Raw genomic sequence first — 20188 nt, forward strand, 5'->3', positions numbered from 1 at the left:
AGGCGCTTTCGGCGGTCAATTTGTCATTTTTTGTCGGAGCGGCAGTTATTCAGGCGGTGTCAGCTCCCGTGAACGCATCATTCGGTCTGGCGGGGGTTTTTGTGTTTCTTGGCGTGCTCAGCATCTTAGGTGGATTGTGCTTATGGTTCCTGCGAGAATTTGGGGCCAAAAATATCCGATGACTTGGGGCAGCAACAAATCATCTTGCTGCGATGACCGGCCGCCGAGCCTGCCGCATGATTTAATTGGGCCGGATCCTCGGGATGGTTGCATATAACAAGCTGACGGTGGAAATCGAGCCAATTCCGGGCTTGCAGAGGCCGGGGCCGCGTCACCCCGCGGCCCGCGCATGGCAAGCCCGAGGCTGTTGGCTCACATTCCGGTCAGCAAGTACAATGTCCATCTTCCCCTCCATCGCTGAGGTGAGATCATCACCCGCATGGGAGCCGATATTCAGCGCTCGATACTGATCGACCTGTGCCAAGCGGTTGGCGTACTTGATAAAGAGCAATCTGCGTTCGAACCTACAAGCAAACTATCCGATCCGCTGGTCCGCCCGGATTTCTTCGGCCTTGCTGCGATACTGCAGCGCGACGAGCCAGCCCTTGATGGGACGGAGCGGAGGAATACATGTCAGCAACAACAGAGGCAGTGTCGTCACCAAATGCACCCAGACGGGCGTCCGGAAGGACACCTCGAGCCAGAGACCGAAGACGACGACCGGCACGCATCCGATCATCATGACAAAAAAAGCAGGTCCGTCAGCGGGATCGGCAAAGCCGTAATCGAGCCCACAGACCTCACAGTGTTTACGCAAAGTGAGGAAGCCATTAAACAGATGGCCCTCTCCACAATGGGGACACTTCCCCAAAAGGCCAGTTTTCCAGATAGGCATGTCGTTGTTCATAGCGTTCACTTCTCTATGCTGATCTCGCTTGAGCCGACCGAAGCGCTCGGCCCGATAACGATCTCTCTAATCACCAAGCGGCTTGCGTGAGGGCAGTTCGTTCACTCGATCGGGAGTTGGCGCCATCACAATTGCCCGCCCGCACGGATCGCCAACCATCGGCGCATCTGTTCGATTTCGATCTGCTGTTCATCAATGACATGCTGGGCCAGCGCACGCACCTCGCGATCACTGCCGTATTCAAGCACCACCTCGGCCATGTCGATGGCACCCTGATGGTGTGGGATCATGCCCTGCATAAACGCGATATCGGGATCGGGATGCTGCATGCCCTCCATCATTGGCCCATGCATGGTGTCCATCGTTGCCATGAATGCTGCCATAGCCTCGGGACTGTTCACGAACGGCTCTGCCGTCTGCCCATGGGGATTTTCTGCATTTGGGGTGTGCGTGGTCATGTCTGTAATTTGACTCCTCGGCCCGCTGTCCGCGCCGTAAAGTGTCAGGTGCAGACCCCAATAGCCCGTGACGAAAATGAAGATGACGGCACCGAGAGCCACAGGAACACCGGCGACGGCACGTCGTATGGCAGGCAGGAAATGAAGCTCGCGTGTGTGATCGGCAGCAATTGCGACGATGATCGCCATGATCAGGGCGTGTCCTACAAGATCGATCCGCCCAAAGGGATACACGGCGGCATTGAAAATAATGAATAACGCAACCGCCGAAAGACGACGCACCAGAGGCGTCCACAGCAAGCCAAAGCCCATGGTAAACTCTGCAACACCCGCCATCGGAATAAACACGTCTCGCGGCATGCCGAACGTGAGGAACGGTTTTTCGGCCACAAGCGGATAGAACCATTCAGGATAGGCGAACTTTTCAAGGCTCGACCACATCAATGCGATGGCTACACCCCAACGCAAGACCTCGAAGCGGTGCTTGCGCCACTCTTCATTGCTCGATGCTGCCAGGACAAGATACGCCGCGACCGCAACGCCAAGCGCAAGATAGTCCAGCAAATGGAACAGATCGTAATCGCGCAGCGCCAACACCCAGAGTATGATGATGCCCGCTGCTGAGAACGGCATTGTGCGCTTTGAGAAGACCCCGAAAGCAATCAACAATTGCAGCCAGGACACCCATTCCGCTGGTGTTTGAAGATCGGGCGTCAGATAGACGCCGCCAACGGCGAAGATCGCGACAAAAAAAGCCCCAATGACGGCGCGAATAAAGTCATCAAGTCGAAACCATAGCGGATCAGAGGCACGGTCCATCGCCGATAGCGTTGCTTCGCCTGCCGGGCGGGTTTCAAAGACCCTGGTGGCGACAAAAAATACAAGCACCAGTCCAATCGCGAGCCAGAACCATCCATTGGTGATGGTGTCCATGAGAGGCGCCGGAGATGCTTCGACGATATAGGGCGCGAACCATTTTACATGCGCCTGGGCAGTCGTGGACCACGCTCCCACGGTAAGTGCACCGCCCACAGCCATAGGCAAACGCCAGTAGGTATCATGACGGTGACGGAAGTTTTGATCGGCGTGGCCAGATTGGGCAGTCATAATCGCCTCTAGTGTTGTCCAGGGTGAACAGGCAAAGACGCGCCGAGCGGCGCGCCAGGGGCGGGCTGAGATAGCAGTCCCGCCATCAAGCTCCGGGCAATCCGTTGAGCCTTGAATTCCAGTTGAGCGGCAATGTCCTCGGAAAAATTGTCTCTGGCCGTCTGGCTCCAAAGGTCAAGCCAGCGCGCAAAGAGATCGGGCGTAAGCTGATGAGCGAACGGCAAATGCGCGCGATAGGGATTCCCCTTGTATCGGCCAGAGGTCAACACGATCGAGGACCAGAAATCGCTTAGCCGATCCACATGGGTGTCCCAATCCCTGACATGCTCAGCGAAAATGGGTGCCAGCAGCTCGTCAGCCCGTATGCGGTCGTAGAACTGCTCCACTTGAGTGCGCAATGTCAGTTCACTCAGCGGCATCGGCACACTCCAGACATAAACATGCTAAAATGATACATGTATCAGGATTGCAAAACATGCAAGTGATATGCATGTATAAGCCTGCGACATTTTGGAGAGCGTTATGCGCCTGACTCTGCACACCGACTATGCCCTCAGGGTTATGATCTTTCTGACCGAGCACCCCGATCGGCTCTGTTCAATATCGGAGATTGCGCGGGCCTATGGCATTTCGCAAAACCACCTCATGAAAGTGGCCCATGCCTTGGTAAAGGCTGAGTTCGTTGCGAGCGTGCGGGGAAGAAACGGTGGTCTGCGCTTGGCGCGTCCAGCCCAACAGATCTCTGTCGGTGCTGTCGTTCGTCAGATGGAAGATGGCTTTGACCTCGTCGATTGCAGCGTGTGTGTGGTGACACAGGGGTGTGGCCTCAGGGGTCTTTTGGGTGAAGCAACCGGAGCGTTCCTGGCTGTGCTCGATAACTGCACGCTTGCCGATCTCGACCACGGCCCCGGCCTGTTTGACTTCGTGTTCCCTGGCCAACAAACCCGGGCGCAGCGGCTGCAACCGGGAGATAGCAGCCATCGGGGTGTTTCATGATATACATGGACGAGAAGTCGTCCTGATCCGATGGTGGAGAATTGTCCAGGAGAAACGGGATGCGTGTTGAAAATCTGTTATCTGCGGCGTGTGAGAGGCTTACAACAATTGATGAGGACGCCCCGCTGATCAACGCAGCGCGTCTCCTTCAATCTGGCACTGATATTCTCGTCGTTTGTGACCCAGAAGGGAAGTTGCGCGGTGTCATAACCAAGACCGACATCGTCGCCCAGATCAGTCAATGTCAAGGATCTGGTTGCCTTGCGCTAGCCTCCTCAACGATGATTCAGGACGTTATGGTCTGCGGTTCTGATGACATCTTGGAAGACCTGTGGATCGGCATGAGGGAGCGGGGCCTGAAAAATATTCCGGTCGTCGATCTCAACGCGCACCCAATTGGAGTGCTTAACGCGCGAGACATGCTTCAGGCACTCCTCAAGGAATCCCACAGTGAGGAAGCGATGATGCGCGATTATGTGATGGGCGTCGGATATCGCTAACCGGAACACCAAGAACGCTTAGGAGAAGACGTATGGGCGATGGCAATACCGAAACAAGGCAATTGCTCGAACGCTCAATTGCCATGTGGGATAGTGAGGGCGGTGCGTCCTCAAATGAGCCCCCTGCCCCCATGGAGCCCGGAAGAGACCGTGAGCAGGATCCGCAGCTATCGAATGCGGAACTGGTGAACCTGCGCGTACGGGTGATTGCGCTGGAGAATCTCGTCATTGCGTTGATGTCGCAAGCATCGAACCAGGAAGTCGACATCGCCAAAGAAATGGCTGCGCTGATCTTGCCGCGTCCTGGCTACAAACAGCACCCGCTTACCATCAAGGCCGCGGAGCATATGTCCGACCTTCTGGACCGGGCAGCGCGATTCAAGTCGATGCCCCCATCTGCGGTCCCTTACAAAAGCACAAGAGTCTTCGATGAGAACACGCTTCCGGCGGGTTTTCGCAAGGAGCACATGACGAAAGCCGGTGTCTGGGGAGTGATCAGGGTGCTAGAGGGGCAGTTGCGTTATGAGGTACTTGATCCTGTCTCAGATACCGTGATCGAACCCGGCGTTCCTGGACTCATCCTGCCTGAACAGCCGCATCGGGTAGAACCGATCGGACAAATGCGCATGCTGGTCGAGTTCTACAATCAACTGCCCTCACTTTAGCATCGTAAATCGAACCATAGGTGAGGCAACACGACCGAAACGACGCGCACGATCGACCTGTGGCGCCCGACGATTCAGGTGGACGCGCACAATGCGAGCTGCTCCTCGGCTGAAGACGGCCCGTACGACCGGGATCGAGCATCGGAAAGACGTCGATAGGCAACAACCGTTTGGCACCGAAAACCGGATTTTCGCCCGCAACACCAACGGCAGCTTTCCGGAGAGCGGAAACTATCGCTGAATGACTGAAATGGCGCGCAAACCTGACGCTCGCCATCTTGAAGACCGCTGCCGCCGAACAGGACGCGTCCGCGTCTTCTGACGCGCGAAATAGTACGTCCGCCTCCGGCGCAAAAACATCGCCGCGGAAAGCCGCGCCCCTTCTGCCTTGAGCCGTGGGCGCTCCTCCTCATAAATGCCGGCCCTAGATCCGTATAGGTGGCTAGGACCAGAATGAGCGCGGCTGTTGCGCAAGGACCACGGCCCTCAGCGGTGTATGGAGGCTTAGTGAGCAGCACCCCGTACTGACTGGCCCATGAGACGGCACTAAATCAGCCCTTGGTCGAACGGCAAAACCATCCGCTCAAGAAGCGACCGCCGCCACTCCAGAGCGCCCCCTGATCCATATTCCTGGCGCGAACGACGATGGCCAAAAAAGATCTCGCGCATCTCTCCGTCAATACCGGCTTCCTTCATCCGGTCCTCGAACGAATGGCGAATGCTGTAAAGCGTATGTCTTGACGTCGGAACGAGGCGGTTCTCGCGCAAATATTTATTGATCGCGGCGCAGGCAGCTTCTTCCTTCTCGCGGTAGCGCGGAAAACCCGTTGGGAACTTTTGAAACGCCAGCAGAGCCGCCCCAACTAACGGGATCTCGCGGATGGAGGCCGCGGTCTTGAGTTCACGTGGCGCCTCCGGATCTTCACGCTCGACAAAGCTGATATAGGGCACCGGACTGTCGAGATGGATGTTGCTGGCGTCGAGGTTGCACGTCTCGCTCGGCCGTGCCCCAGTTTCAATAGTGACCAAGAGGATGGCCCGCGCCTCTTCGTTCAACCCTTTGAGGGCATCGGCCTTGAGGATTTTGTCCCGGATCCACGATGTTGGGAATGGTGGCCGCTTGGCTTTCTTGCGTTCCTCAAAGCTCAGACCGGCAAATGGGTTGAGCTTATTCTCCTCACCCATAAACGCGTGATACTCGCGATAGATCTTCCGCAGCTCACCAATCTGCCGATTGCCCGATGATGCGGTATGGGTTGGCTTCTTGCCTTTGTCGGCTGGAGCGATGCGGGCTAGCCAATAGCGATAGAATTTGTGCGCATCGTCGCGGGTGATGTGCGAAATTGGCTTGTCCCCGACGATCTCGACGAAGTTGCGGACGGCCCGTTCGGGAATGACCCGCCATTTCCGCCTTTGCTGCGGCGACTTGGTTACCAATTGAGATGCGGCGATGTCATCAATGTAAACCTTGAGCGCCTGAGTAAGCGATACGCTAGGGATAGGTTCGCCCCCGAGCACCGCCGTTTCGACCGCATGGGATGTGCGGGTATCGAGGATAGCCTCCATCCGCTCGGCCAACTCGTGCCAGCTCGCCTTGGCTTCAAGTTCGGCCGCGGGACGATAAGCAAAGCCAAGAGCCGCTGCCCGACGCACGGCAGACTTGTGGCGCTTCAGAGCCGATGACGCTTCCTCGTCGCAGAGAAAGGATGCCCAGAGGTCATTGTCTGCTCTCTCCAGCGCATCTCGCATGACGCGAGCAACCGCCAGGTCATGCGTTTTTAGCGAAGAGCGAATGACCGGAGCCCGCATATCCTGATCAGCCACCAGGGCAGGAACGCGCCGAACATACTGCCAGCGGTCGCCGCGACGCTGTAAAAAACGGTCGAGTTGAGACCCTCTGGGCATGCAATCCGCTCCGATGTATCACATTATGGGTCCAAATCGTATCACGAAATTCTGAGCACGACAAGGCGCGGGAGCCCGTTCGCGCCGAACTCTTCAGCCATTACAGCGACATAGCAACTTTGCGAATATTGGAAAATGGAGCGGGTGAAGGGAATCGAACCCTCGTCGTAAGCTTGGGAAGCTTCTGCTCTACCATTGAGCTACACCCGCAAGGGGGCCGTTTGGCACCCTGCGTCCCGACTGTTTGCGGCAAATCACGAACGGCGTCAAGATATCGTCCGCTAGCTCAGCCAGCAGGTTCACGTTATCGTTCAGGCAGTAATTAACCCCCGATTTCCGGACGATAGCGCCTATATCTGTGCGACCGCTCGTGTCAATTGCGGCAAAAAATCGGCAACGGCTGTTGATCTCTCGGCATCGCCACCTTATTATCCTGGATTAACAGCGCATCATCATATTTTGTCTGGCCGGGCTCGCACGTGACCCTGGCTCGATATCTTTTTGTGCATTCGCACATCAGCGCAAATACAGCATCGATATTGCGCATTATTTAGCGCAATGGCGCAAAGGAAATACATGGCCGTCAAGTTATCGGTACAAAACGTCTTCAAGATCTTTGGTGATCGAACAGACGAAGCGCTCAAGCTTCTGACCAGCGGCAAGAGCAAGGAAGACATTCTCAACACCACGGGCGCCACGGTCGGCGTGCAGGATGCGAGCTTCGATGTCGACGAAGGTGAAATCTTCGTCGTCATGGGACTCTCGGGCTCCGGCAAATCGACCCTTGTGCGCATGCTCAACGGCCTGATCCCGCCCACGTCGGGCAACATCATGATCGATGGGCTCGATGTGGCCAATTGCTCGCAAGAGCAGCTACGTGGCATCCGGCGCGAAAAGATCACCATGGTGTTCCAGCATTTCGCGCTGTTCCCCCATTGGACGGTCGCCGAAAACGCTGCCTATGGCCTCAAGGTCAAGGGCGCAAAGCCTGCCGAGCGGCGCGAGAAGGCGCTCAAAGCGCTCGATCAGGTCGGCCTGACCCCTTGGGCCGACAGCCTGCCCGCCGAATTGTCCGGCGGCATGCAGCAGCGCGTGGGCCTCGCCCGTGGCCTCGCCAACGGACCTGAAGTCCTCCTGATGGACGAACCGTTCGGCGCGCTCGATCCGCTGATCCGCCGAGAGATGCAGGACGAATTGATGGTTCTGCAAAAAACGCTCAAAAAGACGATCATCTTCATCACCCACGATCTCAACGAAGCGCTGCTTTTGGGCGACAAGATCGCCATCATGAAAGACGGCCGCTTCGTCCAGGTCGGCACCGCGCAGGAGATCGTCTCAAATCCCGCCGATGATTACGTCGCGGCGTTCGTCGCCGATATCGACCGTGGCCGTGTCTTTACCGCGGACGACGTCTCGCACGCGCCCGAAACGATGAAGCTGGGCACCGATACCGCCGAAGACGCGATGCGCTCAATGGAGGATCTCAACCGCAACGCCCTTTATGTCGTCGATGGCGACGACCAGATCGCCGGCGTCGTGACCTACCAGGACCTCGCAGCCGCTACCCTCGATAATGGCGCGCCCAATCCGGTGCTCGAGGACGTGATGTTGACCGAGTACCCATCGGTCGATGCGGACGTTCAACTCAACGACCTTTATGGCGCCGCCAGCGGTGGACTGCCGATTGCCGTCACCGACGACAAGGACCGGCTCGTCGGGGTTGTCGAGCCCGAGGCGGTCTTTGCCCAATTGTCGGGCAATGGCGATGACGCAGAAACCCCGACCGAAACCGACACATCCGGAAAGGAGCGCGCACATGTTTAGTCCAGGCGATCTCCTCATCATCCCGTTCGACGATTGGGTCAACGATTTCGTACGCGGGTGGCTGGTACCCAATTTCCGCCCCCTGTTCCGCGCGGCTCAGGTCCCGATCACGGTGGTTCTCAACGGGCTGGACAACTTTTTCAATGCTGTCCCCATGCTGATCACGACCGCCGCTTTTGCGCTGGCCGCGTGGAAATGGGCCGGTCGCGGCATAGCCATATTCACACTGCTCGGCTTTGCCTTCATCGACATGATCGGCCTCTGGCCGCAGACCATGACAACGCTCGCCATGATCATCACTTCGGTGCTGTTCTGCGCGGTCATTGGCATCCCTGTCGGCATTCTCTCGGCGCGAAGCAATTTGATGTGGAAGATCGTCAGGCCGGTGCTCGACATCATGCAGACGATTCCGTCCTTCGTTTATCTCGTGCCGATCGTCATGCTGTTCGGTGTCGGTATGGCGCCGGGCATCATCGCCACGATCATCTTCGCCCTGCCCCCGATCATCCGGTTGACCAATCTGGGCATCCGCAATGTACGCGGCGATCTGATCGAAGCGGCGCAGGCCTTCGGCTCGACCGGCTGGCAAATGCTGATCGATCTGCAGATTCCGCTGGCGCTTCGCACCATCATGGCGGGGCTCAACCAGACCCTGATGCTGGCGCTGTCCATGGTCGTCATCACCGCGCTCATCGGCGCAGGGGGCCTGGGTCTCGTGGTGAACACCGGTCTGGGACGCCTCGATGTCGGTGGCGCAACCGCAGGTGGCATCGGGATCGTGATCCTCGCCATCGTGCTCGATCGCATCACGCAAGGGCTGGGCGAAAAGAATCCGGCCAACACCGTGTCCCTGCGCAGCACGCTCTTTAATATCTTCCGCTTCAAGGGCAGCAGCCCTGCAGCGGAGGTCAAAAAGGCGGCCTGAGGCCGTCGTAACGCATGATGCGGCGCCCATCAGGCGTCGCTTCTATCGCCTGCCAACGTTCGCAGGCTCTCCGCATGGCGGGTTTTCCGTCCATTTGAACGAAAACAAAAGGAGACAAAGACATCATGTTCAGTCTCAAAAAAACCATTGCAATTCTCGGCACCGCAGCCTTGGCCAGCACCGCTCCAGCGGCCCTGATGGCTCAGGACATGCCGGGCGAAGGCACCGAAATCATCATGGCGCAGCCCACTTGGGACACCGGCTGGTTTCATACCGAAATCTACAAGCAGCTCTTTGCCGAACTCGGCTATTCGATGGCCGACACGCTGACGCTCGACAACCCGGCCTTCTATCAGTCGGTTGCTTTCGGTGACGTGACGCTTTGGGTCGATGGCTGGTTTCCACTGCACAACACCTATGAGCCGACTTTCTCGGAAGGCGCTGAAGTCGTCGGTGCAGTCGCCGAAGGTGGCGCGCTCGAAGGCTATCTGGTTGACGCTGCATCGGCTGAAGAGTTTGGCATCACCTCGCTCGAAGACTTCAAGCGCGATGACGTAAAAGCTGCCTTCGACCGCGATGGCGATGGTCGTGCCGATCTTGTTGCCTGCCCTCCGGGCTGGGGCTGCGAGATCAACATCGAACATCACCTCGACGCCTATGATCTGCGCGATCACGTGAATCCCATCAAGGCCGGCTATGCCGCTTCGATGGCCGATGCTGTCGCGGCGTATGAAAGCGGCGAGTCGATCCTGTTCTACACATGGACGCCAAACTGGACCGTCAACGAACTCGTCCCCGGCGAAGACGTTGTCTGGATCGAAGTTCCGGAAGTCGATCTGCCTGAAGACCTGATGGATCTGGCCGACGCCGCCACCATGGAAGGCATCGAAGGCTGCGTTTCCGACCCGTGCATGTTGGGCTTTCCGGCCAATGACATCGTTGCCGTGGCCAACAGCGAATTCCTCGAAGCCAATCCTTCGGCACGCGCCCTGCTTGAAGAAGTCAGCGTTCCGCTCGCCGACATCTTTGCCCAGAACGCAGCGATGAACGATGGCGACGACGACATCCAGGCCCAGGCCGCTCAGTGGATCGAAGACAATCGCGATGCGGTTGACGGCTGGCTGGAAGCGGCTCGCGCCGCTTCGTAAGCCAAACATATCCCAACAATGATAAGGGCCGGTGTTTCGCACCGGCCCTTATTTCGTTCAGGGATAAGCTTTGAAGTGCTTTGATAACTTAAGGCTCTGGGCCTGATAGTTCGAACCCAGCGCCGTGCCATACAATTCGCGCGGACGCTCCGCCATTTTCTCGTAGATCAGCCGTCCAATCGTCTGCCCGTGCCCGAGCAGGAACGGCACTTCGCGGCTCCGCACTTCAAGCACAGCGCGCGACCCCGTTCCGCCCGCAGCGGAATGGCCGAAGCCGGGATCGAAGAACCCGGCATAGTGCACCCGGAACTCACCGACCAACGGATCGAACGGCACCATTTCGGCCGCATAATCGGGCGGCACATGGACGCTCTCGCGGCTGACAAGGATGTAGAATTCATCGGGATCAAGGATCAGTTCACCGGACCCGCGATTGACCAGCGGCTCCCAGAAGTCGAGCACGTCGAGCCCATCTTTCTTATCCACGTCGACGACCGCGGTGTGACGCTTAGAGCGAAAGCCGATCAATCCCGACCGTCCCTCACCGACCAGGTCGATCGACAGCGAAACGCCTTCGCCAACATCCATATTGGGATCGAAAACCAGCGTCTGTTCAGCGTGGAGCGCCTTGTGCGCCTCGGTATCGAGACGCGCGTCGCCGACGCGGAACCGCATCTGGGAAAGCCGCGATCCCGTGCGGACCAACACCGGGAAGGTGCGCGGTGAAATCTCAAGATAGAGCCTACCTTCGTAGCCTGCAGGAACGATATCAAAGCTGCGCGCGCCGTCGGTGATGACGCGGGTAAAAATGTCGAGACGACCCGTCGAGGATTTGGGGTTGGCCGAAGCGCTCACGTCCTTGGGCAATTCCAGGCCCTCGAGCAGTGGCACGATATAGACGCAGCCACGCTCCAGCACGGCGCCATCGGTCAGATCGATCTCGTGAAGCATTAAGCTCTCTACCCGCTCGGCGACCGTCTTGCCGGGGCCGGGTAAAAAGCTCGAGCGCACGCGCAGCGCCTTGGCGCCCAGACGCAGGTCGAGACTGGCGGGCTGGATCTGGTCGGCATCGAATGCGCGCGGCGTTGAAATCGCACCGGCGTCGGACAAGGCTCTGATCAGTCGGGCCGAAAATATTCCCTTGGGCCAATCCTGGCTCATCATCCCTCGCCCTTCCAAACCGGTGCGGTTTTACGCCGCGTTTCCGGTTTGGCTTAGCAATTGATGTCATTGACGCCAAGCGCCATTTGGCAGTAAGTCAGAGTTGACTACGGCTTATGTCGGAGTTGGTGGTGATTTGGCCGGTCCGATTGCAGGCCACCTTAAACTTGCTGCTAAAGAGACCCGTTCGCACCGGCCGCATATCGCGCGCCGGTTTTTTTGTTTTCGAGGTACCGTCATGGCTGACAAGTCCAGCAATCCGCTCTCAGATCCCAAGCGCCGCAAGGCGCAGACGATGCTGGTGCATGGCGGCATGGAACGCAGCCAGCACGGGGAAACCTCCGAAGCGATCTTTTTCAATTCCGGCTTCGTCTATCCGACATCGGGCGCCGCAGAAGCGCGCTTCAAGGGCGAAGAGCCCGGCCACATCTATTCGCGCTTTTCCAACCCCACGGTCGAAATGTTCCAGCAGCGCGCTGCCCTGCTCGAAGGCGCCGAGGCGGCGCGCGGGACGGCAACCGGCATGGCCGCTGTCACCACCGCCATCATGAGCCAGGTCAAAGCCGGCGACCATATCGTTGCGGCCCGTGCTCTGTTTGGCGGCTGTCGTTTTGTGGTCGAGACCTATATGCCGCGCTGGGGCGTGGAGTCGACGCTGGTCGATGGCCGTGATCCCGAAAACTTCGCCCGTGCAATGAAGCCCAACACCAAGGTCGTGTTCGTCGAGACCCCGACCAACCCGACGCTGGAGCTTGTCGACCTCAAGGCCGTCGCCGACATCGCGCATGCGCATGGCGCCGTCCTTATCGTGGACAACGTCTTCTCCACCCCTATCTGGCAAAAGCCCCTCGAACTCGGCGCCGATCTCGTCACCTATTCGGCGACCAAGCACATGGACGGCCAAGGCCGTGCACTGGGTGGTGTGATCCTTGGAAGCCAGGAGCTGATCGGTGGCGATGTCCACACCATAATCCGTCAGACCGGCCCCTCGATGAGCCCGTTCAACGCCTGGGTGCTGCTTAAGGGCCTCGAAACCCTATCGATCCGCGTCAAGGCGATGACCGAGAGCGCCGGCAAGATCGCCGACTTTCTCGCCGATCATCCCAAGATCGAGATGCTGTCCTACCCCCATCACGCAAGCCATCCGCAATATGATCTGGCCAAGCGCCAGATGAGCGGCGGCTCGACACTGGTCGCCTTCACGCCCAAGGGCGGCAAGGCCGCAGCCTTCCGTCTGGCCGATGCGCTCGCGCTCATCGCGATCTCGAACAATCTGGGCGACGCCAAATCCATCATCTCGCACCCGGCGACGACGACGCATCAGCGTTTCACCGACGCCGAACGGGCAGAAATGGATATCACGGAGGGTCTCTTGCGTCTTTCGGTGGGCCTCGAAGACGCCGACGATCTGCTCGCAGACCTTTCGTTCGCGCTCGATCAAGTCTAACGTCGCGACACAGCAAAGGTCGGGGCCCGCTAGCCGAGCATGGATTTTCGCACGATCTCTTCGGTCATCGGGGCCCTTGTCGGCGCTTTGGGGCTGGCCATGCTGTTGCCGGCTCTTGCCGATCTGGTGGCGGGACACGAGGACTGGCTGGTTTTTGTATCGGCCTCGTTGATCACCACGATTTTCGGCGCCGGACTTTGGGCCGCTTCGGCTGGCGGCAAGTCCGACCTCAATCTCCGCCAGGCCTTCCTGATGACCGTGCTCATCTGGGTCGTCCTGACGATGTTTGGAGCCCTGCCGCTCTATATGTCGGGCCTCGGCCTGAGCGTCACCGACGCGATGTTCGAGGCGATGTCAGGCATTACCACCACCGGCGCTACGGTCATCACTACGCTCGATGAGTCACCCCCCGGCATCCTGCTCTGGCGCGGTCTGTTGCAATGGTTCGGGGGCCTTGGCGTCGTGGTCATGGCCATCGCTGTCCTGCCCATGTTGCGGATCGGCGGCATGCAGATGTTCAAGGCCGAAGCCTTCGAGACGCCCGACAAGATTTTTCCCGCCGCGGCCCAGATCGCTTCGGCAATGATCATTGTCTATTGCGTGCTGACCTTTGCCTGCGCGGTCGCCTATTGGGTCGCCGGCATGGGCGCCTTCGATGCCATCGTCCACGCGCTTTCGACGGTTGCGACGGGGGGATTTTCTACGCGCGACGCCTCGCTTGGGGCCTTCGACCAACCGGCCATTCACTACATCGCCGTAGTCTTCATGATCCTGGGTGCCCTGCCCTTCGTTCTTTACGTCGGAGCCGTGCGTGGAAGCTTCAAACCTCTGTTCAGGGATTCCCAGGTGCGGGTGTACCTGTTCATCATCGCCGCAGCCGCCCTCACCATGGCCCTCATCCAGATCGTTGGCGATGTCGCCCAAGGCGAGACGGCGTTCCGGCAGGGGCTTTTTACAGTCGTCTCGATCATCAGCGGCAGCGGGTTCGGCATTGCCGATTTCTCGAATTGGGGCCCACTCGCCGTCGCAATATTTTTCGTCCTGATGTTTATCGGCGGCTGCACGGGCTCGACCTCGTGCGGCATCAAGATCTTCCGCTTCCAGGTCCTTGCGCGCGACCTCTACCAACACATCAGGCAGATCGTTTTCCCGTCGATGGTCTATGTGAAGCGCTATAACGGCCGTCCATTGCCCGACAGCGTTTCGACCTCGGTGCAAAGTTTCGTCTTTGTCTTTTTCTCAAGTTTTCTCATCCTCGCCGTACTGCTCTCGTTTTCCGGGCTCGAGCCGATCGATGCGCTCGGCGCAGCGGCGACCTCCATTTCCAATGTCGGACCGGGCCTCAGCCCCGAACTGGGACCTGCGGGCAGCTTTGCCAATCTCAACGATGCCTCGAAATGGCTGATGACCATCGGCATGCTAGTGGGAAGGCTCGAGGTTATGATGATCCTCGTCCTGCTGACCCCGCGCTTCTGGCGCGCCTGATCATTCCGCTGGAGCGGATGGCGGGCTTTCGTGATGCCGTCCGGCGATCATCTCTCGAAATGTCGGCGCGTTGGGCGTGAGGAACAGCCAACGCATCATTGCCCCGATATCGGCGCCGATACCCAAAATTGCGGGCACCAGAAACAGCACAAGCACCGTCGCAACCGCAAGGCCCGAAACAATCGTCAGCGCCATGGGTATGAGCATCTGGGCGACCATGCTTTGCTCGAAGACCAGCGGCAACAGCCCGCCGATGGTTGTGGCAGAGGTCAGGATCACCGCGCGCAGCCGATCCTTGGACGCACCGATTGCCGCCGCACGCAAGCCTTCCCCATCGTCGCGCCGCTCGTTCATGCGCGAAATCAAGACGATCGATGCGTTGACCAGAATACCCGCCAGCCCAAGCATCCCCATCAGCGATATGATCGTGAGATTATGGCCGAACAGATAATGCCCCCAAATGGCCCCGGCCAGGCCGAACGGGATGATCGCCATCACCGCGAGCGGCGTGAAATAGGCGGCAAATATCCACGCAATGATGATGTACATCACGGCCAGCGCCAGGATCATTCCGAGCCCGAGATCGGCGAACGCCGCATTCTGTTCCGCCTCGCGCCCACCCAGTTCATAGGAAATGCCGTATCGGTTGACGATCTGGGGAAGATAGTCGGCCTCGAGGCGAGACAGGACTTCGGCATGGTCCACGTCCTCAGCCACATTGGCGCGCACCGACACCGCCGTGCGGCCCTCTTCGCGCGCGATGAACGCAAAACCCTGACGTTCCGAGAAAGTGACGATCGAGGATAGCGGCACATACTGCCCGTCGGGCGCGCGCACCCACATGTCGCGCAACGCAGAGGAACCTGTCGCCTCGGCATTGCGCCCGAGCCGCACGGTGATCTCGTCGTCCTGGGCTGCGATCGTTTGGACGTTGCGACCCTCGAACGCCGCCCGGATCTGTGTGCCCAATGCATTGAGATCGAAGCCGAGCGCCGCGCCGCGGGCATTGATCTCCATGATCAGCTCCGGGCTGCCGTAAAACAGCGTATCCATGGCTGAATCGACCTCGTCGAACCCTTCAAGCACGTCCTGAAGATCCTCCGATGCCTGCTTGAGCGTGGCTGCGTCCGAGCCGACAAACCGGATGTCGAGTGCAGAACCCTGCGGCCCGCCGCGGAACTCGCGAATACCGATGCTTTCGACCCCCGCCACCGTTGGCAGATTGTCACGCAATGCCTGTGTGATGTCTGCCGTACGGACCGAGCGGGCTTCGGCAGGCGTAAGATAGACGTTGAAGTTCGCGCGCCCCTCTTCGAGATCGAGATTGGCATAGGTCGTAACGATCAGCAGTTCACCATTTGGGGTAAGGCTGGTTTCGAGCTCGGACACGGCGCGCTCTATGTCCTGGATGATGGCAGCCATTTCCGATTGCGGCGTACCGGCCTGGAACTGGGCGGATACGTTGAAACTTTCGGCTTCAGAAGTGGGAAAGAACTCGAACCGCAATTGGCCCGACGCATAGAGCCCCACTCCGCCGATGGTGATCGCCAGCGCGATCGCAGCCGTCACACAGCGCCAGGAATAGGACAGCTCCGCAAGCGCGCCGAACATCTTGTCGCGGAAGAAATCGAAGCCACCGTCAAATGTACGGCGGAACCAACCTGGTCGCCTGCGCTGGCGCGGCAGGGCGTGAGACAAATGGCCCGGCAGGATAAAAAAGCACTCGATAAGACTCGCGATCAGCACTGCCACGACAACGACCGGCAATGGGGACATGATCTGCCCCACGACGTCTCCCACCAGCCAGATCGGCGCAAACGCGGCAATCGTGGTCAACGCCGAGGCAATGACCGGCGCGCCCATGCGCCCTGCGGCCTGGATCGCCGCCTCGGATCGCGAGAGCCCCTGCTGATAAAGCGTCGCTGTGTGTTCGCCCACCACGATGGCATCGTCGACGATGATGCCGAGCACCATCATCAGCGCAAACATCGATATCATGTCGAGCGTGAGGCCCATCAGATACATGGCACCCAATGTGCCCATGATCGCGATCGGAATGCCCGCCGCAACCCAAATGGCAATCCGGCCATCGAGAAACAGAAACAGCACGCCGAGCACCAGAAGGAAGCCGGCAACCCCATTGGCGATCAGAAGGCCCAATCGCTGATTGACCTGTTCGGCGGCGGCATCGAAAACCACGGCGTTGAGCGATGGTGGCAGGGTCGGCTGCAGCGCCGCGACGTAATCCTGTACGGCCTGATACGTAGTCACCGTATCGGCGCTCGCAGCGCGCGACACCTGCAGCTTGATGGCGGGTTCGCCGCGCATATAGCCCAGCGGAGTATCGGGATCGAACGTATCGGTGACGGTCGCGACATCGCCAAACGTCAGCCGCTGGCCGGTTGCCGATGAAATGATCTCGGTTTCCGATATCTGCCTCGCCGACAATTGCTGAGCTGAAGCACGAATTTGCGCATCGAAATCCCCGCTCAGCGATCCCGAGGGCTGGTCGGAGAAATTGGGCGTCAGCGCTGCCGAAAGATCGTCTAGGGTCAGGCCGAGCTGGCGCAATTTGGCGTCGTCGACTTCGATCAGCAACTGGCGATCGCGGTAGCCGGTAAATTCGACACGATCGACGCCGGCGGAAAGCAAGCCGTCGCGAATTTCACGCGCGTATCGGCGCAGAGCCTCTTCAGGGAATGGACCGGAGATCGCGATCGCCGCCACCGGATCGAAGAACCGCTGCGCCGAAACAGTCGGTGTTCCCGCCGCTTCCGGCAAACCGCTCACCGACGATACTGCCGTCTGCACTTGCCGCTCGGCGGTCTGAAGATCGACCGTCCGTTCGAACCCCAGCGTCACGGTCGCCCGCCCCTCCCGGGCAAACGACCCCATGGAGTTGACCCCTTCAAGGGTCTGCACCGCAGGCTCTATAATCTGTAAGATATTACGCTCGACGTCCTCGGCGGACGCCCCACTCCAGGTGACATTCACCTGGACGGTGCGCGTCTCCGTGTTGGGCATGAGCTGGCGGTTGAGATTTTCCAGACCCCACCACCCGAACAGGACGAACAGGATCATAAAGAGGTTCGCGGCGTTGCGGTGCCGCACGAACGCGGCGATAACGCCCGAGGAAGCCCTAACGGAGGGACGCATCGATCAACCCCCCGGTCCGCGCATACCGCCACCCATTGGCGGTCCGCCCGCCTCTTGCTCTGCGCCCTCGACGACGACCGCGACGCCCGCGCCTGCCTGCGATATCCGCGAGGTGATAATCGGCTCGCCCTCGGGCACTTCGGCGGCGACGATCACCCGGTCGCCTTCACGGTCCAGGATTTCGATCTGAACCGCGGCCATCCGGCCCTCGCGAATGACGTAGATGTGGTCACCATCGTAGATCGCCGTTTCGGGTACCAGCAGAGTGTTGTCGTGTGCCACGCCCTCGATTGCGACAGATACGAAGGTGCCCGGACGCAACTGGTCCACTGCGCTCTCATCGAGATTTCCATAGAGCGTCACGCCGCCCGTCGTGGCATCAACTTCAGGCGCCGTGCGCGCCACGGTGCCCGGAACCATGGCCGCTGCGCCGGTCGTCCGGCTCACCTCGAGGCCTCGTCCGATCAGCCCCTCGCGCCTTAGAATGGCGTAGTCGCGATCCGATACGTTAAAGCTTACCTCGAGTGCCGCGCTGTCATAGAGCGACAACGCCACCTCATTGGCACTCATATAAGTGCCCTCGATGAGGTTGCGCGTCGTAACGACGCCTGTGAACGGCGCAGTAATTTCGGTGTTCCCCAAATCGCGCTGCGCTGTCTCCAGCGCGTATCGCGCCTGCTCGATCGCGGCGCGCTGGCGCAAAATCTGGGCATTGAGCGTCACGAGACTGGATTGGCTCTGCAGCAGCGCCTGCTCACGCTCGGACACGGTGAGCGCCCGTGTATCGACTGTCTGTTGCGTCGCGGCGCCGCTCGAGAGCAGCGACTGGGCACGCTCGAAGTCCGTACGAGCACTGGCGAGCGCCGATTCCGAAGCGGCAATACTGCGCTCCTCGAGGGCATAGGCTTCCTGCGCTTCAGACAGCGAAAGTTCCGCATCGGCAATGGCCGCGCGCGCCTCGAGCACTGCCGCGTCGTAAACGAACGGATCGAGCCGCACGAGGACTTCGCCCTGCTCCACGGTATTGCCCACAGCTAGATTGGGAGAGACCTCCATCACCCGTCCCGCCACAAGGGCTCGGATGTCGATGGTTCTGGCGGCAGCGACCTGGCCATAGGCGCTGATCGGGGATGTGTAGGTCCCGTAATTTGGCTCCATCACCTCGACGGTGAAGGTGCGCTCGCGGTTCATGCGCTGCGGCGCTTCGGGCCGCTCGGCGATCCAGCCGGAAACCAGGTAGACGGTGCCCGCAAGAATAGCGATGGCCAACGCGAGTCGGACGACAGCCGACATGAGACCGAACCGGCGGGGCGGTTGATCGGGCCGGGTCGGTGTTTGCAAAGACGTAGAGGTGCCCGAATACTCGGAGCCGCCGGTATTTTCCAAAAATCTTGCCCTTGCCGAAACCAAATCGCAGCGATTGGACAAATTTGTACCCGCACGCTCCTACGGCCACAAATGAACTTTTGGAAAGGACTGAAAGGTAGGGGCCACATTTGAAGTGGCCCTTGCCTCAATCAGAACTGGTTGGGATTAAAGTGATAGTGGGTCGAACAGAACTCGCACACCACTTCGATCTGCCCATCGACAACCATGTCGTCACGATCTTCGGGTGTGAAGTCGTTGATCATCTGCTCCACCCGCTCGGCCGAGCACGTGCAGCGCTCGACCAGTAATTGCGGCTCAAACAATCGCACTCCGGTCTCGTGATAAAGACGGAACAACAGCCGTTCGGGCGAGATATCCGGATCGACGATCTCGGCATCGGTCAGCGTCTCGAGTAGGGCTTTCGCCTCTGTCCAATGATCATCCTCGGCAAAGTCCGGATCAGCGGTTTCGGGGTTTTCGAAATCGCCGTCGCCCGGCAAATCGGGCATGGTCTGCATGCCATGGTCTGGCAGATGCTGCAGCAATACGCCGCCGGCCCGCCACGAGGGGCGGGACTGGCCCTTGACCGAGAGTTCTGCAACCGCCAGCCGCACTTGGGTCGGGATCTGTTCGGACTGCTGGAAGTAGGTGTGCGCGACCTCTTCCAGGCTCTCGCCTTCCAGCGCCACGATGCCCTGGTAGCGATCCATATGCGCGCCCTGATCGACCGTCAGCGCCAGAACACCCTTGCCGAGCAGATCCTGCGGCTTGGTATTGCCCGACTTGATCGCCTCTTCGAGCGCGTCCTTATCGTAACGCGCATAGGCACGCAGCCCGTCCGGCGTGTCGAAATCAACAACCAGAAGACTGACCGGACCATCGGTCCGCGCCTGCAGGATGAACCGACCCTCGAACTTGAGCGAGGAACCGATCAATGCGGCGAGCGTGATCGCTTCGCCCAAAAGACGCGCCACCGGCTCGGGATATCCGTGCCGGTTGATGATTACATCGAGAGCATCGCCCAGCTGCACGACCCGCCCACGGCTGTCGAGCATGTCGAGGGTGAAGGGAACGGCGACGTCGTCACCGCTTTCGGGTCGGTCGAGACCGAATGGTTCGAGAGAGCTTGCGCTCAT

16 protein-coding genes, 1 tRNA gene, 1 pseudogene and 1 riboswitch are annotated in these 20188 nt (G+C 59.4%); of the genes and pseudogenes, 9 read left to right on the top strand and 9 right to left on the bottom strand.

Features of this window, described 5'->3' with window-relative positions; translation table 11 throughout:
- A pseudogene (locus BLR31_RS21910) lies at positions 1–182 on the top strand (hypothetical protein); the annotation flags it as partial.
- A gap of 353 nt (positions 183–535) precedes the next feature.
- Here the strand turns inward: BLR31_RS21910 and BLR31_RS14590 are convergent.
- From BLR31_RS14590 to BLR31_RS14600, 3 genes are all read right to left on the bottom strand, one after another.
- Positions 536–907 (bottom strand): DUF983 domain-containing protein, encoded by a 372-nt coding sequence (locus tag BLR31_RS14590; RefSeq protein WP_090597442.1) that lies wholly within the window; start codon positions 905–907, stop codon positions 536–538.
- Between the two features lie 125 nt (positions 908–1032).
- Positions 1033–2472: a CopM family metallochaperone gene (gene copM, locus BLR31_RS14595; protein ID WP_244505076.1), complete on the bottom strand. Its 1440-nt coding sequence runs from the start codon at positions 2470–2472 to the stop codon at positions 1033–1035.
- An 8-nt stretch (positions 2473–2480) separates the two neighbouring features.
- Positions 2481–2891, bottom strand: coding sequence for a group III truncated hemoglobin (locus tag BLR31_RS14600; protein ID WP_176762683.1), 411 nt, complete (start codon positions 2889–2891; stop codon positions 2481–2483).
- 103 nt (positions 2892–2994) lie between these two features.
- On the opposite strand from BLR31_RS14600, the gene BLR31_RS14605 reads away from it, so the two are divergent.
- From BLR31_RS14605 to BLR31_RS22055, 3 genes are read left to right on the top strand one after another with little or no spacing between them, the layout of a single operon-like run.
- Positions 2995–3468 (top strand): RrF2 family transcriptional regulator, encoded by a 474-nt coding sequence (locus BLR31_RS14605; RefSeq protein WP_090597444.1) that lies wholly within the window; start codon positions 2995–2997, stop codon positions 3466–3468.
- Between the two features lie 59 nt (positions 3469–3527).
- On the top strand, positions 3528–3968 hold the full coding sequence (locus tag BLR31_RS14610) for a CBS domain-containing protein (protein ID WP_090597445.1): 441 nt from the start codon (positions 3528–3530) through the stop codon (positions 3966–3968).
- Positions 3969–4000: 32 nt separating this feature from the next.
- Complete coding sequence (locus BLR31_RS22055) at positions 4001–4633, top strand: TehB family protein (protein ID WP_244505077.1); 633 nt, start codon at positions 4001–4003, stop codon at positions 4631–4633.
- Between the two features lie 546 nt (positions 4634–5179).
- On the opposite strand, the gene BLR31_RS14620 is transcribed toward BLR31_RS22055, so the two are convergent.
- Positions 5180–6151: a tyrosine-type recombinase/integrase gene (locus tag BLR31_RS14620; RefSeq protein WP_244505078.1), complete on the bottom strand. Its 972-nt coding sequence runs from the start codon at positions 6149–6151 to the stop codon at positions 5180–5182.
- Between the two features lie 523 nt (positions 6152–6674).
- Positions 6675–6748 (bottom strand) — tRNA-Gly (locus BLR31_RS14625).
- 366 nt (positions 6749–7114) lie between these two features.
- Here BLR31_RS14625 and BLR31_RS14630 point away from each other — a divergent pair.
- From BLR31_RS14630 to proX, 3 genes are all read left to right on the top strand, one after another.
- Positions 7115–8362: a quaternary amine ABC transporter ATP-binding protein gene (locus tag BLR31_RS14630; protein WP_090597447.1), complete on the top strand. Its 1248-nt coding sequence runs from the start codon at positions 7115–7117 to the stop codon at positions 8360–8362.
- The gene (locus BLR31_RS14635; RefSeq protein ID WP_090597448.1) at positions 8355–9287 is read left to right on the top strand and encodes an ABC transporter permease; all 933 of its coding nucleotides are present in this window, start codon (positions 8355–8357) and stop codon (positions 9285–9287) included. Before BLR31_RS14630 ends, BLR31_RS14635 begins: the two co-directional genes overlap by 8 nt.
- Before the next feature lie 125 nt (positions 9288–9412).
- On the top strand, positions 9413–10435 hold the full coding sequence (proX, locus tag BLR31_RS14640) for a glycine betaine/L-proline ABC transporter substrate-binding protein ProX (RefSeq protein ID WP_090597449.1): 1023 nt from the start codon (positions 9413–9415) through the stop codon (positions 10433–10435).
- Between the two features lie 57 nt (positions 10436–10492).
- Here proX and BLR31_RS14645 read toward each other — a convergent pair whose 3' ends face one another.
- A complete protein-coding gene (locus BLR31_RS14645; RefSeq protein WP_090597450.1) occupies positions 10493–11599 on the bottom strand; it encodes a 2'-deoxycytidine 5'-triphosphate deaminase in 1107 nt (368 codons plus the stop codon).
- Between the two features lie 115 nt (positions 11600–11714).
- Positions 11715–11794, top strand: a riboswitch (SAM riboswitch).
- 40 nt (positions 11795–11834) lie between these two features.
- On the opposite strand from BLR31_RS14645, the gene metZ reads away from it, so the two are divergent.
- Positions 11835–13043: an O-succinylhomoserine sulfhydrylase gene (gene metZ, locus BLR31_RS14650; RefSeq protein WP_090597451.1), complete on the top strand. Its 1209-nt coding sequence runs from the start codon at positions 11835–11837 to the stop codon at positions 13041–13043.
- A 39-nt stretch (positions 13044–13082) separates the two neighbouring features.
- Entirely contained in the window at positions 13083–14528 is a 1446-nt protein-coding gene (locus tag BLR31_RS14655) for a TrkH family potassium uptake protein (RefSeq protein ID WP_090597452.1), read from the top strand.
- Here BLR31_RS14655 and BLR31_RS14660 read toward each other — a convergent pair whose 3' ends face one another.
- From BLR31_RS14660 to BLR31_RS14670, 3 genes are all read right to left on the bottom strand, one after another.
- A complete protein-coding gene (locus tag BLR31_RS14660) occupies positions 14529–17684 on the bottom strand; it encodes an efflux RND transporter permease subunit (RefSeq protein WP_090597453.1) in 3156 nt (1051 codons plus the stop codon).
- A gap of 3 nt (positions 17685–17687) precedes the next feature.
- Complete coding sequence (locus BLR31_RS14665) at positions 17688–18977, bottom strand: efflux RND transporter periplasmic adaptor subunit (protein ID WP_143009399.1); 1290 nt, start codon at positions 18975–18977, stop codon at positions 17688–17690.
- Positions 18978–19201: 224 nt separating this feature from the next.
- Positions 19202–20188, bottom strand: coding sequence for an Hsp33 family molecular chaperone (locus tag BLR31_RS14670; protein ID WP_090597526.1), 987 nt, complete (start codon positions 20186–20188; stop codon positions 19202–19204).

The organism is Pelagibacterium luteolum, from assembly GCF_900100665.1.
Taxonomy (GTDB): domain Bacteria; phylum Pseudomonadota; class Alphaproteobacteria; order Rhizobiales; family Devosiaceae; genus Pelagibacterium; species Pelagibacterium luteolum.

Coding starts and splice junctions, on each gene's coding strand:
- BLR31_RS14660 (WP_090597453.1), bottom strand. CDS start 17,684: ATGCGTCCCTCCGTTAGGGCTTCCTCGGGCGTTATCGCCGCGTTCGTG.
- BLR31_RS14590 (WP_090597442.1), bottom strand. CDS start 907: ATGAACAACGACATGCCTATCTGGAAAACTGGCCTTTTGGGGAAGTGT.
- BLR31_RS14610 (WP_090597445.1), top strand. CDS start 3,528: ATGCGTGTTGAAAATCTGTTATCTGCGGCGTGTGAGAGGCTTACAACA.
- BLR31_RS14645 (WP_090597450.1), bottom strand. CDS start 11,599: ATGATGAGCCAGGATTGGCCCAAGGGAATATTTTCGGCCCGACTGATC.
- BLR31_RS14655 (WP_090597452.1), top strand. CDS start 13,083: ATGGATTTTCGCACGATCTCTTCGGTCATCGGGGCCCTTGTCGGCGCT.
- copM (WP_244505076.1), bottom strand. CDS start 2,472: ATGACTGCCCAATCTGGCCACGCCGATCAAAACTTCCGTCACCGTCAT.
- proX (WP_090597449.1), top strand. CDS start 9,413: ATGTTCAGTCTCAAAAAAACCATTGCAATTCTCGGCACCGCAGCCTTG.
- BLR31_RS14600 (WP_176762683.1), bottom strand. CDS start 2,891: ATGCCGCTGAGTGAACTGACATTGCGCACTCAAGTGGAGCAGTTCTAC.
- metZ (WP_090597451.1), top strand. CDS start 11,835: ATGGCTGACAAGTCCAGCAATCCGCTCTCAGATCCCAAGCGCCGCAAG.
- BLR31_RS14630 (WP_090597447.1), top strand. CDS start 7,115: ATGGCCGTCAAGTTATCGGTACAAAACGTCTTCAAGATCTTTGGTGAT.
- BLR31_RS14605 (WP_090597444.1), top strand. CDS start 2,995: ATGCGCCTGACTCTGCACACCGACTATGCCCTCAGGGTTATGATCTTT.
- BLR31_RS22055 (WP_244505077.1), top strand. CDS start 4,001: ATGGGCGATGGCAATACCGAAACAAGGCAATTGCTCGAACGCTCAATT.
- BLR31_RS14665 (WP_143009399.1), bottom strand. CDS start 18,977: ATGTCGGCTGTCGTCCGACTCGCGTTGGCCATCGCTATTCTTGCGGGC.
- BLR31_RS14670 (WP_090597526.1), bottom strand. CDS start 20,188: ATGAGCGCAAGCTCTCTCGAACCATTCGGTCTCGACCGACCCGAAAGC.
- BLR31_RS14635 (WP_090597448.1), top strand. CDS start 8,355: ATGTTTAGTCCAGGCGATCTCCTCATCATCCCGTTCGACGATTGGGTC.